This window comes from Streptomyces sp. NPDC003284 (assembly GCF_053589675.1).
Window position 1 is genome coordinate 18,419 of sequence record NZ_JBSFSI010000011.1, and the last position, 13,757, is coordinate 32,175.

The 13,757-nt window shown below is 71.5% G+C and carries 15 protein-coding genes; 5 read left to right on the top strand and 10 right to left on the bottom strand.

The window, feature by feature from the left end:
• Window positions 1-72 precede the first annotated feature (72 nt).
• The 4 genes from ACWDYF_RS22675 to ACWDYF_RS22690 form a co-directional block, all read right to left on the bottom strand.
• On the bottom strand, window positions 73-1,440 hold the full coding sequence (locus ACWDYF_RS22675; RefSeq protein WP_389466575.1) for a hypothetical protein: 1,368 nt from the start codon (window positions 1,438-1,440) through the stop codon (window positions 73-75).
• A 94-nt stretch (window positions 1,441-1,534) separates the two neighbouring features.
• Window positions 1,535-2,062 carry a DUF6114 domain-containing protein gene (locus ACWDYF_RS22680; RefSeq protein WP_381742689.1) on the bottom strand — a complete coding sequence of 176 codons (528 nt, stop codon included), beginning with the start codon at window positions 2,060-2,062 and terminating at the stop codon, window positions 1,535-1,537.
• 130 nt (window positions 2,063-2,192) lie between these two features.
• The gene (locus ACWDYF_RS22685; RefSeq protein ID WP_389466572.1) at window positions 2,193-2,861 is read right to left on the bottom strand and encodes a DUF6230 family protein; all 669 of its coding nucleotides are present in this window, start codon (window positions 2,859-2,861) and stop codon (window positions 2,193-2,195) included.
• Window positions 2,862-3,534: 673 nt separating this feature from the next.
• Window positions 3,535-4,509 (bottom strand): tetratricopeptide repeat protein, encoded by a 975-nt coding sequence (locus tag ACWDYF_RS22690; RefSeq protein ID WP_026253171.1) that lies wholly within the window; start codon window positions 4,507-4,509, stop codon window positions 3,535-3,537.
• A 325-nt stretch (window positions 4,510-4,834) separates the two neighbouring features.
• On the opposite strand from ACWDYF_RS22690, the gene ACWDYF_RS22695 reads away from it, so the two are divergent.
• Entirely contained in the window at window positions 4,835-5,473 is a 639-nt protein-coding gene (locus ACWDYF_RS22695; RefSeq protein ID WP_018571498.1) for a TetR/AcrR family transcriptional regulator, read from the top strand.
• A 49-nt stretch (window positions 5,474-5,522) separates the two neighbouring features.
• Here the strand turns inward: ACWDYF_RS22695 and ACWDYF_RS22700 are convergent, their stop codons facing one another.
• From ACWDYF_RS22700 to ACWDYF_RS22715, 4 genes are all read right to left on the bottom strand, one after another.
• Window positions 5,523-7,223, bottom strand: a complete 1,701-nt coding sequence (locus tag ACWDYF_RS22700; protein ID WP_382852114.1) for an acyl-CoA mutase large subunit family protein — start codon at window positions 7,221-7,223, stop codon at window positions 5,523-5,525.
• A gap of 81 nt (window positions 7,224-7,304) precedes the next feature.
• Window positions 7,305-7,643 (bottom strand): DUF3817 domain-containing protein, encoded by a 339-nt coding sequence (locus tag ACWDYF_RS22705; protein ID WP_389466567.1) that lies wholly within the window; start codon window positions 7,641-7,643, stop codon window positions 7,305-7,307.
• Window positions 7,644-7,771: 128 nt separating this feature from the next.
• Entirely contained in the window at window positions 7,772-8,281 is a 510-nt protein-coding gene (locus ACWDYF_RS22710) for a MarR family winged helix-turn-helix transcriptional regulator (protein ID WP_064535313.1), read from the bottom strand.
• Window positions 8,282-8,292: 11 nt separating this feature from the next.
• Window positions 8,293-9,558: an MFS transporter gene (locus ACWDYF_RS22715; RefSeq protein ID WP_389466564.1), complete on the bottom strand. Its 1,266-nt coding sequence runs from the start codon at window positions 9,556-9,558 to the stop codon at window positions 8,293-8,295.
• 85 nt (window positions 9,559-9,643) lie between these two features.
• On the opposite strand from ACWDYF_RS22715, the gene ACWDYF_RS22720 reads away from it, so the two are divergent.
• Complete coding sequence (locus ACWDYF_RS22720; protein ID WP_381742674.1) at window positions 9,644-10,627, top strand: ArsR/SmtB family transcription factor; 984 nt, start codon at window positions 9,644-9,646, stop codon at window positions 10,625-10,627.
• A 123-nt stretch (window positions 10,628-10,750) separates the two neighbouring features.
• Here the strand turns inward: ACWDYF_RS22720 and ACWDYF_RS22725 are convergent, their stop codons facing one another.
• Together ACWDYF_RS22725 and ACWDYF_RS22730 are read right to left on the bottom strand one after the other, a co-directional pair.
• Window positions 10,751-11,047: an MTH1187 family thiamine-binding protein gene (locus ACWDYF_RS22725; RefSeq protein WP_018571493.1), complete on the bottom strand. Its 297-nt coding sequence runs from the start codon at window positions 11,045-11,047 to the stop codon at window positions 10,751-10,753.
• On the bottom strand, window positions 11,044-11,388 hold the full coding sequence (locus tag ACWDYF_RS22730; protein WP_018571492.1) for a DUF3817 domain-containing protein: 345 nt from the start codon (window positions 11,386-11,388) through the stop codon (window positions 11,044-11,046). Before ACWDYF_RS22730 ends, ACWDYF_RS22725 begins: the two co-directional genes overlap by 4 nt.
• Before the next feature lie 234 nt (window positions 11,389-11,622).
• Here ACWDYF_RS22730 and ACWDYF_RS22735 point away from each other — a divergent pair, with 234 nt between their 5' ends.
• The 3 genes from ACWDYF_RS22735 to ACWDYF_RS22745 are packed head-to-tail and all read left to right on the top strand — an operon-like array spanning window position 11,623 to window position 13,713.
• Window positions 11,623-12,255, top strand: coding sequence for an AIM24 family protein (locus ACWDYF_RS22735; RefSeq protein ID WP_037874554.1), 633 nt, complete (start codon window positions 11,623-11,625; stop codon window positions 12,253-12,255).
• Between the two features lies 1 nt (window position 12,256).
• Complete coding sequence (locus tag ACWDYF_RS22740) at window positions 12,257-12,907, top strand: AIM24 family protein (RefSeq protein ID WP_018571490.1); 651 nt, start codon at window positions 12,257-12,259, stop codon at window positions 12,905-12,907.
• On the top strand, window positions 12,904-13,713 hold the full coding sequence (locus ACWDYF_RS22745) for an AIM24 family protein (RefSeq protein WP_037888547.1): 810 nt from the start codon (window positions 12,904-12,906) through the stop codon (window positions 13,711-13,713). The genes ACWDYF_RS22740 and ACWDYF_RS22745 overlap by 4 nt, the downstream gene beginning before the upstream one ends.
• The last annotated feature ends 44 nt before the right edge of the window (window positions 13,714-13,757 follow it).

Consider the following 13,757-nt stretch of genomic DNA (forward strand, 5'->3'; position numbering starts at 1 on the left):
GAGGGCGCCCCCGCCGGGAACGGCGGGGGCGCCCTCGTGTCGCGGCTCCCGGATAAGTCGGCGGTGTACGGATCAGTCGGTGGTGTACAGGTGCATGCCCGGGATGGTGAGGGTGCCGCCGAACTGGGCGGCCTGGACGACGTGCACCTTGGTGAAGTAGATCAGCGGGATGTCCAGCGGCGGCGGGTTGTCCGGGCTGAACGTCACCGGGATCAGCCCGAGCAGGTTGCCGGACAGGCTCTCGGTGTACATCACCGTGTCACCGTCGCGGATCGTGGACGTCGAACCCTTGGCCGCCTGTACGTGGTACGTCTTGCCGGCGTCCTTGTCCTTCACCGTCTGGTGCAGGTCACCGATGTCGGTACCGCTCGAAATGACGTACTTCAGCACCTTCTTGACGGTGCCGTCGGCCGTCCGGACCTCGACGACGCCCTTGTAGCTGGCGCCCTTCAGCAGCAGGGAACTGGCGTCCAGGTACCACGGGTCGTCCGCCAGCGGCATCTTGTTGTCGACGCCGCCCTGGTCGTCGGTGGCCGCAGCGGGGCAGTCCGCCGGGGCGGGGCTCTCGCTCGCGCCCGCGCTCGTGGACGGGTCCGGCGAGGAGGTGGCGTCCTCGGCCTTGTCCTTCGCCTCGTCCGCCTTGTCCTTGGCGTCCTGCGCCTTGTCCTTGGCGTCCTTGACGGCGTCGCCCGCGTCCCCCGCCGCCCCGGAGGCCGCGTCGGTGACACCCTTCACCGTGCCGCCGACCGTGTCGGTGACCTTCTTGGTGGTGTCCTCGACCGTGTCCGACGCGGTCTTGCCGAGGCCCTTCCCGTCCAGGTCCTTCTTCGTGGCGTCCGCCGAGGAAGTGGCCGTCGGGGACGGAGAGGCGGCCGGGGACTGCTTCTTGCCGCCGGTCAGGATGTCGCCGAGCACGTCGCCGATGGTGCCGAGCAGACCGCCGTTCTTGGCCGGTGCCGAGGGGGACGACGAGGTGGTGGCCGGTGCCTGGGGCGCGCCCTTGTCGTCGGAACCTGAATCCGGCGAAGGGTGCGTGCCCGTGGCGGGCTGCTTCTCGGTGTCCTCGGTTCCGGCCGCGCCGGTGGCGGAGGTGGTGGGGGTGGTGGACGGGGCGGGCGTACGGCCCTGTGCGGCGCCGTCCTTCTCGTCCCCCTTGCCACCGTCCTTCTCCGAGCCCTTGGCGTCCTTGTCCTTGGCGGAGTCGGTGGCACTCGCGGAGTCCGAAGGCTCGGGCGAGGAGTCGTCCTTGGACTTCTCCAGCGCCTCCACGCACTTCTTGTACTCCTCGGGCGACATCGGCGTCGTCTCGGACGAGGAGGCCGTCGTGCCCGCCTTGGGATGGCTGTTGTTGTCGGCCAGGGCGAGCGAGGACGTGAAGCCCATCCCCACGAGGACCGCCGTGGGCATCGCCACGGTGGCTATCGCCTTGCCGGCCGGCATGTGGAACCTGGTGAACAGCGGCCTCTTGGGTGCCGCGTGGCGCGGCCCGGTTCTCGCACGGGACTCTCCCACATCAGCCCCGTGGTTCACCTCGTCAGCCGGCACTGTGCCTCCCGTTCGCCCCGTTGGCCGGGCTCGTTCCTGACAGGTCGTTCGACTCGTCCACCGCGTCCGCCGGGCCTGGCTCCCCGGGCTTCTCGGTGTCCTTGGCGTCCTGCTGCGCGGGCGGCACACCCGGCGCCCAGGACACGGCCATCGCGCCGCCGATGAGGGCGAACAGGAAGCCCATGAGGAAGCCGCCGAAGTTGGACACCGGGATGGACACCAGCCCGAGCAGGATCGAGGCGACACCCGCGAAGACCCGGATGTGCTTCTGGAACCAGAGGCTGATGCCCAGGACCACGAGCAGCACACCGATGATCAGGGAGCCCGCGCCCGCGGTGGTGGACATCGCCAGCGTCAGATGGCCGACCTGGAGATGGGCGTACGGGAAGTACATGATCGGCAAGCCGCCGAGCAGGACGAACAGCCCCGCCCAGAACGGCCGACTGCCCCGCCAGGCGCGGAACTGCTGCCTCCGGCGAGTGAACTGGCCGGGCGCGGCGGAAGTCTCGGCGCTCATGGAAAACAGCTCCCTGGTGCAGCGTTGCTGTGGGTGGTGGTGCGGTGGAGATGTGGGGGGTGTGAGATCTCGGCCGTCGAGCGGCCGGACGGGGGGTGCCCAGGGCCTCCCCCCGCCCGTCACCGGGTGCCTAGTAGCACTCGGCCTTCTTCTGGTCCGTCGACAGCGACATGTGCAGCTTGGGCAGCGTGAAGGTGCCGGCGGTGGTCGCCCACGCCGTCTGCCGCACGCCGAACAGGTCCGCCTTCTCCGCCTGCTGGGCGAAGCCGTAAGGGTTGGCCTGTTCCTTGCCACCCTTCATGCCGACGCCCTTGCCACCCTTGTCGGGGTTGCCGGTGTCACCGGCGGCCACACCGATGTCGATGTTGTGGAACTCGGCGTTGGCCTTGAGGTCCGAGACATCGATGAACAGGTTCTTGGCCGAGACCTGCTGGTCCTTGTTGCTGCTGTCGCCCGCCTCCAGCCGCAGGGTGACGGACCCGAGCAGCGGGATGTTCGGGGTCACGACCGACTGGCAGAGCTTCTTGATCGTGGCGTCGTTGAACGACGACACCGCCACCGGGCGAGCGACCTTCTCGCCCGAGAGCGTGTAGCCGGAGTCGATCGCCCCGTACTGGGTGAAGCCGTTGCCGTGGAGTTCGTCGGCCGAGACCTTGAACTCCTGCCCCGACACGCTGAACGAAGCGGCCAGCGCGCCCTGGGCCAGGGCCACGCCTATCGCCGCCGTCGCGGCGACGCTGGGCACCATGACCACAGCGAACCGCTTCCATCTGGTCCCGCCACGCACCTGGGACTCCATATTTCCTCCTTCTCGGACGTACATCTCCTGGCCTCGGCTCACCCCGTTTCGACGGGACGGCCGGGCAGGGATGGGAGAAGTGCTACGTCCTCGGGAAGGAGAGCGCCCGCGCTCGGTGGCGCGAACCGCGCCCGAATCACCGGCGATCACCCCCGAGCGACAACCACTGGTCGCGCCTGACACGCATCACGCACAACCTTGCTGGACAGGCTTCGCCGGACGGCGAAGACCCCCCTGCCCAAGGGTCGGCGCCACTGTCGCCGGCCCTGCTCGGTGGGGACCCAGACATCCCGCGACCCGGTTGGCTGCCGGGGTGCGGGAATGGACCGAGCGTCGCCGATCGTGGTCCATTCCGGCCGCCCGCACAAGGGGGTTCGTTACTCGCTAGTAACGGCTGGATAACCGGAGTTCGACACACCGGCCGCAGATGGCGACACACGGTCGCAACAATGGGCAGAACAAAGCAGTTGATGCCCGGACGGAACCGGGCAGACCAACACCCCGCCCTTACTTGTAGTAACAGCGGCCGCGATTACCAAGTTTTGGCAAAGCGCGGCCGCTGTGGCGGGTCCCCGGCAGTTCTTTCACCCGGGCATCACACGCCCTGGCGTTTGACGGCCGCCGGATGCGGGGAACCGGAACAGACCGGGCGAACCGTCAGCCCGTCAGCCCGTCAGAACAGCGCCCGCGCCAGCGCCCTGCGCGCCGCCGCGACCCGCGGGTCCTCCGCCCCGACGACCTCGAACAGTTCCAGCAGCCTCAGCCGCGCCGCGTCCCGGTCCTCACCGGCGGTGCGCCGCACCGTGTCGATGAGCCGGCCGAACGCGTCCTCGACATGACCGCCCACCAGATCCAGGTCGGCGGCGGCGATCTGGGCCGGTACGTCCGACGGCTTCTCGGCCGCCTCCTGACGGACCCTCTGCGGGTCGAGGTCCTGCACACGCTGGAGCAACTCCGCCTGCGCGAGACCCAGTTTGGCCTCCGGGTGACCGGGGTCCTCGGCCAGGACGTTCTTGTACGCCTGGGCCGCGCCGCCGAGGTCACCGGCGTCCAGCGCCTGCGCCGCCGCGTTCAGCAGCGACTCGTGCGGGCCGGCGGCCGGAGCCTGCTGCGGCGCCTGGCCGCCCGGCTCGGCCTCCGGGTCGACGGTGAGACCGGTCAGGCCGAAGCGCTGCTCGGCGACCTGCACCAGCTGGTCCAGCGTCTGCCGGATCTGCGTCTCGTCCGCCGCCCCCTGGAAGAGGGGCAGGGCCTGACCGGCGACCACCGCGAAGACCGCGGGGATCCCCTGGATGCCGAACTGCTGCATCAGCATCTGGTTGGCGTCGACATCGATCTTGGCGAGGAGGAAGCGCCCGGCGTACTCGACGGCCAGCCGCTCCAGGACCGGGCTCAGCTGCTTGCAGGGCTGGCACCACTCGGCCCAGAAGTCGATGACGACCGGCACCTCCGCGGAGCGCTGGAGGACATCGTGTTCAAAGCCGGCCTCGTCGACGTCGATGACGAGGTCGGCGGGCGACACCGCCCCCACCCCGCCCTCGCGGGCGGCCTGGGCGCGCGCCTGCTCCGCCTTCGCCTTGGCCTCCTGGGCCGCCTTCACCGCGGCGAGGTCGACGACTCCGCTCATGGACATGTTCCGTGGCTGCATGCGTCTATCCTCCCCCGTTCCGCGTGCCGGAGTGAAAACCGCTGACCGGACCGGACCGCGCCGGGCGCCTGGTCCCCACCGGGCGCCGGGTTCCGCGGTCCGTACTGCGTGTCGTACGTGCGTGGTTGACGAGCGTGCTGGATGCGTGATGCTGCTGTGTGGTCGTCGCTCGCGCGGGTGCGTCCGCGCTTTCGCTACGACCCGTAGCGTAATGGCACGGGGTGCCTCGGCGAAACCGCCTCCTCGTGATCTCCCTCACGGCCGCACAAGAAGCGCTCGAATCCCGTACGGACATGGTCAGGGGACGCACGGTTATGGTCAGGGGATGCAGAGCCGCACGCCGCCCCTCCGCGCCGGCCGCCCGCGCAGCGCCGCGGCGGACACGGCGATCCTGGCCGCCACCCGGGCGGCCCTCGTGGAGCTGGGCTGGTCGAAGCTCACGCTGGGCGACGTGGCCACGCGCGCCGGGGTCGCCAAGACCACGCTGTACCGCCGCTGGGCGGGGAAGAACGAACTGGTCGTCGACGCCGTCGCCGAACTCTTCGACGAACTGCGGCTGCCCGACCTCGGCAGCCTCGCGGCCGACATCGAGGGCGTGGTCCTCCAGTTCGCGGCGATCCTGGCCCGCCCCGAGGCCAAGAGCGGCCTGATGGCCGTCGTCGCCGAGTCCACCCGCGACGACGCCCTGCGCGAGCGCATCCGCGGCTCGATCGTGGAGCGTCAGAAACGGCTCGTCCTGGAGGGCCGCACCCGGGCGCAGGAGCGCGGCGAACTCCCCCCGGAGACGGACCCGGCGGAGGCAGCCCGCACCGCCGACCTGATCTTCGACATCGTCGCGGGCGCGGTCGTCCACCGCACCCTGGTCAGCGCGGAGCCCGCCGACGAGGAATGGGTGCGGAGCTTCACGGGCGTACTCCTCCTCGGGCTGGGCTCCGCCTCGCAGGTGCCCCCGGCGGCCCCGTAGCCGCCGGTCCGCACCCCTGCCGGAGCCGCCGGAGCCGGGCGGGCGGCTCTCAGAAGCCCGCCGGCTCCGTGTACACCCCCCACTCCTCGCGCAGCACCCCGCAGATCTCCCCGAGGGTCGCCTCGGCGCGCACCGCGGACAGCATCGGCTCGATCATGTTGGCGCCCGAGCGCGCGGCCTCCAGCATGGCGTCCAGCGAGGCGCGCACCGCCGCGTCGTCCCGTGCGCCCTTGCGCGCCCCGAGCGCGCGCACCTGCTCGCGCTCCACCTCGTGGCTGACGCGCAGGATCTCCAGGTCGCCGGTGACGGAGCCGGTGGCCGTGTTGACGCCGACGACCCGCTTGTCCCCCTTCTCCAGCGCCTGCTGGTAGCGGAACGCGGACTCGGCGATCTCGCCGGTGAACCAGCCGTCCTCGATGCCGCGCAGGATGCCGGAGGTCACCGGTCCGATCGGGTGCTGCCCGTCCGGGTGCGCGCGCAGCCCGCGCTCCTTGATCTGGTCGAAGATCTTCTCGGCGTCCGCCTCGATCCGGTCCGTCAGCTGCTCGACGTACCAGGAACCGCCCAGCGGGTCGGCGACGTTGGCGACGCCGGTCTCCTCCATCAGCACCTGCTGGGTGCGCAGCGCGATCTCGGCGGCCTGCTCGCTGGGGAGTGCCAGGGTCTCGTCCAGGGCGTTGGTGTGCAGCGAGTTGGTACCGCCGAGCACCGCGGCGAGCGCCTCCACGGCGGTGCGCACGACGTTGTTGTACGGCTGCTGGGCGGTGAGCGAGACACCGGCGGTCTGGGTGTGGAAGCGCAGCCACTGCGCCTTGTCGGTGCGCGCGCCGTACACGTCCCGCATCCAGCGCGCCCAGATGCGGCGGGCGGCGCGGAACTTGGCGATCTCCTCGAAGAAGTCGACGTGCGCGTCGAAGAAGAAGGACAGGCCGGGCGCGAAGACGTCCACGTCCAGGCCGCGGCTCAGGCCCAGTTCGACGTAGCCGAAGCCGTCCGCGAGCGTGTACGCCAGCTCCTGCGCGGCCGTGGCCCCGGCCTCGCGGATGTGGTAGCCGGAGACGGACAGCGGCTTGTAGGCGGGGATCTTCGTCGCGCAGTGCTCCATCAGGTCGCCGATGAGGCGCAGGTGCGGCTCGGGCTGGAAGAGCCACTCCTTCTGGGCGATGTACTCCTTGAAGATGTCCGTCTGGAGCGTGCCGTTGAGGACGGCGGGGTCCACGCCCTGGCGTTCGGCGGCGACCAGGTACATGCAGAAGACGGGCACGGCGGGCCCGCTGATCGTCATGGAGGTGGTGACGTCGCCGAGCGGGATGTCCCGGAACAGGACCTCCATGTCGGCGGCGGAATCGATGGCCACCCCGCAGTGGCCGACCTCGCCCAGGGAGCGCGGGTCGTCGGAGTCGCGGCCCATCAGGGTGGGCATGTCGAAGGCGACCGAGAGCCCGCCGCCGCCCGCGGCGAGGATCATCTTGTAGCGCTCGTTGGTCTGCTCGGCGTTGCCGAACCCGGCGAACTGGCGGATGGTCCAGGTCCGCCCGCGGTAGCCGGTCGGGTACAGCCCGCGGGTGAAGGGGTACTCGCCGGGCCAGCCGATCCGCTCGAAGCCCTCGTACTCGTCGCCCGCGCGGGGCCCGTACACCGGCTCCACGGAGTCACCGGAGAGCGTGGTGAAGTCCGCATCGCGCTTGCGTGCGGCGTCGTACCGGGCCTGCCAGCGTCGGCGGCCCTCTGCGATGGCGTCAGCGTCCATGCTTCAAATTTACTAGGACGTCCTAGTAAATGTCGACGGCTGACCGCCGTACGCGTGCGGTACGGCGGTGCGGCGGTGCGGTTACGCCTCGGCGGCGGCCGGTACGGGGGCCGCGGCCTTGGCCTCCAGCTCGCGGCTGATCCGGCGCTCGACGAAGAAGGCGGCGGTGGGGATCGTGCCTGCCAGGAGCACCCACAGCTGGCGCCCGACCGGCAGTTTCGCCTTGGAGCCCAGGTCGAAGGCGACGACCAGGTAGAGCACGTACAGCCAGCCGTGCGCGATGCCGATGACGGTGGTGAACTTCGCCGCCCCGTCGAGCTGGAAACCGTACTTGGCGATCACACCGAGGGTCAGCAGGACCAGCAGCACGCCGGTGACGTAGGCCATGACGCGGTAGCGGGTCAGCACGCTTCGTTTCATGGATACGAGCGTAACCGCCCGAAAAATCCCCGCTTCGGCGGGGACCGCGGCACCGTGCCTGTCGGCAGAACCCGCAGCTGGGGACCGCCTGCGCAGCGGCGGAGACCGGCGCGCCGACCCGCGAGGACCTACTCGTCCTCGAAATCCCGCGCAGCGATCCGCAGCGGCCGCAGCATCGCGAAGATCTCCGCGCACTCCTCGGCGTCGTACGCGCCCAGGCCGAAGTCCATCGCCATCAGGTCGCGGGTGGCGGCGTCGACGGCCTCGCGGCCCTTGTCGGTGATGACGGCGAGGGTGCCGCGGCCGTCGTTGGGGTTGGGGCGCTTGGCCACCAGACCGGACCTGACCAGGCGGTCCACCGTGTTGGTCACGGAGGTGGGGTGCACCATCAGCCGCTCGCCGATCTTGGACATCGGCAGTTCGCCGGCCTTGGAGAAGGTGAGCAGCACCAGGGCCTCGTAGCGCGCGAACGTCAGTCCGTACGGCTTGACCACGGCGTCGACCTCGGCCAGCAGGATCTGGTGGGCGCGCATGATGGAGGTGATCGCCGCCATGGACGGCACGCTTCCCCAGCGCTGCTTCCAGAGCTCGTCGGCGCGGGCGATGGGGTCGAACGGGAGACTGAGGGGCTTCGGCACGGCATCAGACCCTACCCGCCGGTCATATCGTGGTCAGCCCCGTCTCGCCTTTCGGTCGCCAGGCGGTCGCCCGGTGGTCGTCCGGCCGTCGCGGACGTCCGCCGGGCGGCGCCCGCCAGCAGGACGCAGCAGACCGTGCCCAGGATCCCGGCGCCCGTGACGGCGGCCCGTGCGCCGGCGAACTCGGCCGCGACGCCCGCCAGGGCCATGCCCACGCCCTGGAGGGTCATCAGACCGGCGGTGAGCAGGGTCATCGCCCGGCCGCGCAGCTCCTCGGGCACGGCGGCGACGAACCACTGGTCCAGGCCCAGGGTGTAGGCCGACCCGGCGCCGGAGACCAGCAGCAGGAGCAGCGAGAGGGGCAGGCCCGGGTGGAGGGCGTAGCCGAGGTAGGGCAGCAGGGCGAGGCTCACCAGCGGGAGGGCGACGCGTTCGCGGGTGGCGGGCGCCAGCCGGGAACCGGCGTACAGCTCGCCCGCCACGGTGCCCACGGGCAGCGCGCACATCAGCAGGCCGAGCCCGGTGGACCCGGCGCCGAGCGCGGCGGCGTACGGGGCGGCCAGGGCCTCGGGCACCACGGCGAACATCGGCGGCACCCAGAACAGCAGCAGCAGGACACGCGTCCTGCGGTCGGCGAGCACCTGCCGGGCGCCGCGCAGCGAGTCGCCGACCAGGGCGCCGCCGCTGCCGCCGCGCGCGGGCCGGGGGCGGGTGCCGAGGCGGAGCAGGGCGGCGGAGGCCAGGAAGGTGGCCACGGTGATCAGCAGGGCGTGCCGCGGGCTGACCACGGTGAGCAGCAGCCCGCCGAGCCCGTAGCCGACGAGCAGCGCGCTCTGCGAGACGATCCGCAGCAGGGAGCGGCCGAGGACGAACAGGTCGCCGTCGCCGAGGATGTCGGCGAGCGTGGCCATGCGGGTGCCCTGGAAGACCGGTGAGACCAGGGCGAGGGCGCATCGGAGCGCGAGCAGGACGCCGATGTGCGCCCCGGGCGCGACCATGCCCGCCACGCACGCCGCGCACACCAGGTCGCAGACGACCAGCACCCGGCGTGCCGGGAAGCGGTCGGCGAGCCCGGCCAGGAGGGTGCCGCCGACGACGTACGGGAGGAAGCCGAGCGCGAAGGTGAGGGCGCTGAGCAGGGGCGACGCGGTGAGGTCGTAGACGAGGACGGAGAGGGCGATCTCGCTGACGATCACGCCGAGCAGGGAGAGGGCGTGGGCGGCGAAGACGGCCCGGAACTCGGGGACGGCGAAGACCTGGGTGTAGCGCTGCTGCATGGACGGCAGCGTGCGGCCGCCGGGCCGCGCGCCCTAGTCTTTCGGCGACAGCCGAATCTTCCGGGTGAGGGCGGGGTGGTGCCGGGTGCCGTTCCGACTGCGTTTCGGTGACGACGATCTGCTGCGGTGCCGGTTCGCGCTGTCGCCGCTGTGGGAGACGCAGGAGGCGGTGCGCACGCTGGGCCGCCCGGACCGGCTGGGCTACCACCCGCACTGGCTGCGCAGCACCGGGGAGGCGGCGCGCGGTCTCGACCTGGGCCTGCTGCGGCTGGTGATGCCGCGCCGGGGGCACAGCCCGGACTTCCTGGGGCCGCCGCCGCTGGGCCCGGCGGCGACGTTCGAGGAGGAGATCGCGGCGGTGCGGGCGGCCGATCCGGTGGCGGCCCGGGAGGATCTGGCGCGGTCCCTGGCGGACACGCCGGGTGCGCTGCGCTCGCCGGGCGGCCGGGCGCTGCTGGCCGATCCGGCGCGCGCGGTGCGGGAGCTGGCCGACCTGCTGGAGGCCGCCTGGCATGTGCTGGTGGAGCCGGAGTGGCCGCGGCTGCGGGCGCTGCTGGAGGCCGACATCGTCTTCCACTCGCGGCGGCTGGCCGAGGTGGGCCTGGAGGCGCTGCTGCCGGAGCTGGACCGGCGGCTGTCCTGGGACGGGCGGACGCTGACCGTGGACCGGCACGGCGAGTACGGGCGCGATCTGGGCGGGCAGGGGCTGGTGCTGATGCCGAGCGTGTTCTCGTGGCCGGACGTGATCAGCGGCTTCGAGCCGCCGTGGCAGCCGACGCTGGTCTATCCGGCCCGCGGCCTCGCGGGGCTGTGGACGGAGCCGGGCGCCGCCGGCGCGCAGGCGCTGGTACGGCTGCTGGGGCGGGGGCGGGCCGCGGTGCTGGCCGCGCTGGCCGACCCGGCGACGACGTCGGACCTGGCGCACCGGCTGCGGCTGGCCCCCTCGTCGGTGTCCGCGCATCTGGCGGTGCTGCGGGACGCGGGGCTGCTGACCTCGCGGCGGTACGGGCACCGGGTGCTGTACGAGCGGACGCCGCTGGGGATGGCGCTGGCGGCGTCCGGAGGGTGAGCGTCCGGGCCGACCGGGGTGCGGGTCCGGGGCCGTCCGGGGGTGCGGGTCGGGGGCTGGGGCGTGCGCGGGCGCGCGGTTGGACCGCCGGGGGCGCGCCCGCGCCCGCGGAGCCGGTTCGGGCTACTCCCCCGCCAGGTGCCGTTCGACCGTCTCCACCTTGGTGGTGAGGCCGTCGGTGACGCCGGGGCGGATGTCGGCCTTGAGGACGAGGGAGACGCGCGGGGCGCGGGCCTCCACCGCGGCCACGGCGCGCCGGACCACGTCCATGACCTCGTCCCACTCGCCCTCGACGGAGGTGAACATGGCGTCGGTGCGGTTCGGCAGACCGGACTCGCGTACGACCCGGACGGCGTCGGCGACGTACTCGCCCACGTCCTCGCCGACGCCCAGCGGGGTGACGGAGAAGGCGACGATCACGCGTTCACCACTCCTTCGCGGCGGGCGCGGGAGGCGATGACCGCGTCCTCGGCCTCGCGCTTGAGCTTGCGCTCGGCGAAGAAGCCGCCGGTGGGCAGGACCGAGAGCACGAAGTAGAGGGCGGCGGTCTTCAGCGGCCACTTGGTGCGGTTCCAGGCGTCGGCCCAGAAGAGCACGTAGAGGACGAAGAGGATGCCGTGGATCGCGCCCATCGCGGGGACCGCGTTGAAGTCGGTGGTCCGCTTCAGGACCGAGCAGACCAGCAGGAGCAGGAAGCTGACCGCCTCGGGGGCGGAGACCAGGCGGAGGCGTCGGAGGGCGGTGGCGGTCTTGATGTCCACGGGTCACCTTCGGGGGGATTCGGCGGGATGCGTCGGGAGACGGCGGGAGACGGCCGGGAGCTGCGGCCGGGTTTGTGAACGCAGGCACAAAGTTCCGTCCATTGTGGCAAACCGCCGGGGGTGGTCGGCCCCTAGGGGTGGAGGTCGGGGATTTCTCCACCCGGGGCGGGGGCGGTCTCCGTCCGTGGGTGCTGTCGGCGGCGGCCCGTTCGCCGCTACCTTCACTCCGTGGCGATGTTCCGACTGCAAGGCAGCAAGGTGCTCGCCGTCGACATGACCGGGGATGCCGTGAAGGCGAAGAACGGCTCGATGGTCGCGTACGACGGTCAGATGGCCTTCAAGAAGCTGACGGGTGGCGGTGAGGGGCTGCGGGGGATGGTGACGCGGCGGATCACCGGTGAGCAGATGACGGTGATGGAGGTGCGGGGGCAGGGGACCTGCTGGTTCGCGGACCGGGCGTCCGAGATCAATCTCGTCCGCCTCCAGGGGGAGAAGCTGTATGTCGAGTCGAGCAATCTGCTGGCGACGGACGCGGGACTGAGGACGGGCACGACGTTCACCGGGCTGCGCGGCGCCTCGCAGGGCAACGGGCTGTTCACGACCACCGTCGAGGGCAGCGGCCAGGCGGCGATCATGTCGGACGGCCCCGCCGTGGTGCTCCGGGTGAGCGCGCAGTACCCGCTGACCGTCGACCCGGGCGCCTATATCGCGCACCAGGGAAATCTGCGGCAGACGTTCCAGTCCGGGGTGACCTTCCGCACATTCCTCGGGGAGGGCGGCGGCGAGGCGTTCCAGATCCGCTTCGAGGGGGACGGCCTGGTCTACGTCCAGCCGAGCGAGCGGAACACGATCGCGGGGGACGCGTGAGATGACCTTCCGGGAGATCAACTCGAAGATGGTCGAGGCCACGCTGGTGCCGGGGCAGCGGCTGTTCAGCCAGCGGGGCGCGATGCTGGCGTACCGGGGCGACGTGTCGTTCACCCCGAACATCCAGGGCGGTCAGGGCGGGGTGATGTCCATGATCGGGCGCCGCGTCGCGGGCGAGGCCACCCCCCTGATGACGGTGGAGGGCAGCGGCACGGTCTTCTTCGGGCACGGCGGCCACCACATCCAGGTGATCGGGCTGTCCGGCGACACGCTGTACGTGGAGGCCGACCGCCTGCTCGCCTTCGAGGGCACGCTCCAGCAGGGCACGATGTTCATGGGCTCGCAGGGCGGGATCATGGGCATGGTGCGCGGCCAGGTGACCGGCCAGGGACTGTTCACGACCACCCTGAAGGGGCACGGCGCGGTGGCGGTGATGGCGCACGGCGGGGTGCTGGAGATCCCGGTCACCCCGCAGCGGCCCGTCCATGTCGACCCGCAGGCCTACGTCGCCCACCACGGCGACGTCCGCAACAAGCTGTCGACCGCGCTGGGCTGGCGGGACATGGTGGGCCGGGGTTCGGGCGAGGCGTTCCAGCTGGAGCTGAGCGGCAGCGGCATGGTCTACGTCCAGGCGTCGGAGGAGAAGCTGTGAGCGCGTACGGAACGCCCGGCGCCGGGCCCGTGGTGTACGACCCGATGACCCTGCCGGCCGACGACAACGTCAACCACTACACCTTCTGTGTGGAGCTGAAGGGGAGCCAGTGGTTCCTCCAGAAGGGGAAGATGATCGCCTACTACGGGGCGATCGAGTTCAACGGCTTTGGACACGGGCGGCTCGACCGGCTGCTGCGCACCTCGTTCCATTCGCCTCTGCACGCCGCGGACTGGGTGGTGGCGGAGGGTTCGGGGAAGATGCTCCTCGCCGACCGGGCCTTCGATGTGAACTCGTACGACCTGGAGGACGGCAATCTGACCATTCGCTCGGGCAACTTGCTTGCTTTTGAGCCAAGTCTCGCGCTGAAGCAGTCGATCGTTCCGGGCTTCCTCACGCTGATCGGAACCGGAAAATTCGTGGCCGCGTCGAACGGCCCGGTGGTCTTCATGGAACCGCCGATCCGGGTGGACCCGCAGGCGCTGGTCGGCTGGGCCGACTGCCCCTCCCCGTGCCATCACTACGACCACGGCTATCTGACGGGCGTACTGGGCGGCCTACGTGCGATGACGGGGCTCGGCGGGGCCTCCGGCGAGGAGCACCAGTTCGAGTTCGTCGGGGCCGGTACGGTGCTGCTCCAGTCGTCGGAGGCGCTGATGGCGGAGCAGGCCGTGGGGGCGCCCCCGGCCGAGCCCGGGGTGCCGGGCGGGACCGGTCCGGCCGGTCATGGACAGCAGGGACAGCAGGCGGGCGCACCGCGCCTTCCCGGACAGCTGGGAGACCTCCAGCGTCGCTTCGGGCTGTGAGCGGTAGTCTGCGGAGTGTGACGGCTCGAACGCGTGCGCGCCGT

What these genes read in the sequence shown, in the direction of transcription:
- ACWDYF_RS22735 (WP_037874554.1), top strand. Translation starts at nt 11,623, where the DNA reads ATGTTCCGACTGCAAGGCAGCAAGGTGCTCGCCGTCGACATGACCGGG.
- ACWDYF_RS22675 (WP_389466575.1), bottom strand. Translation starts at nt 1,440, where the DNA reads ATGCCGGCCGGCAAGGCGATAGCCACCGTGGCGATGCCCACGGCGGTC.
- ACWDYF_RS22685 (WP_389466572.1), bottom strand. Translation starts at nt 2,861, where the DNA reads ATGGAGTCCCAGGTGCGTGGCGGGACCAGATGGAAGCGGTTCGCTGTG.
- ACWDYF_RS22715 (WP_389466564.1), bottom strand. Translation starts at nt 9,558, where the DNA reads ATGCAGCAGCGCTACACCCAGGTCTTCGCCGTCCCCGAGTTCCGGGCC.
- ACWDYF_RS22690 (WP_026253171.1), bottom strand. Translation starts at nt 4,509, where the DNA reads ATGCAGCCACGGAACATGTCCATGAGCGGAGTCGTCGACCTCGCCGCG.
- ACWDYF_RS22705 (WP_389466567.1), bottom strand. Translation starts at nt 7,643, where the DNA reads ATGAAACGAAGCGTGCTGACCCGCTACCGCGTCATGGCCTACGTCACC.
- ACWDYF_RS22695 (WP_018571498.1), top strand. Translation starts at nt 4,835, where the DNA reads ATGCAGAGCCGCACGCCGCCCCTCCGCGCCGGCCGCCCGCGCAGCGCC.
- ACWDYF_RS22680 (WP_381742689.1), bottom strand. Translation starts at nt 2,062, where the DNA reads ATGAGCGCCGAGACTTCCGCCGCGCCCGGCCAGTTCACTCGCCGGAGG.
- ACWDYF_RS22700 (WP_382852114.1), bottom strand. Translation starts at nt 7,223, where the DNA reads ATGGACGCTGACGCCATCGCAGAGGGCCGCCGACGCTGGCAGGCCCGG.
- ACWDYF_RS22740 (WP_018571490.1), top strand. Translation starts at nt 12,257, where the DNA reads ATGACCTTCCGGGAGATCAACTCGAAGATGGTCGAGGCCACGCTGGTG.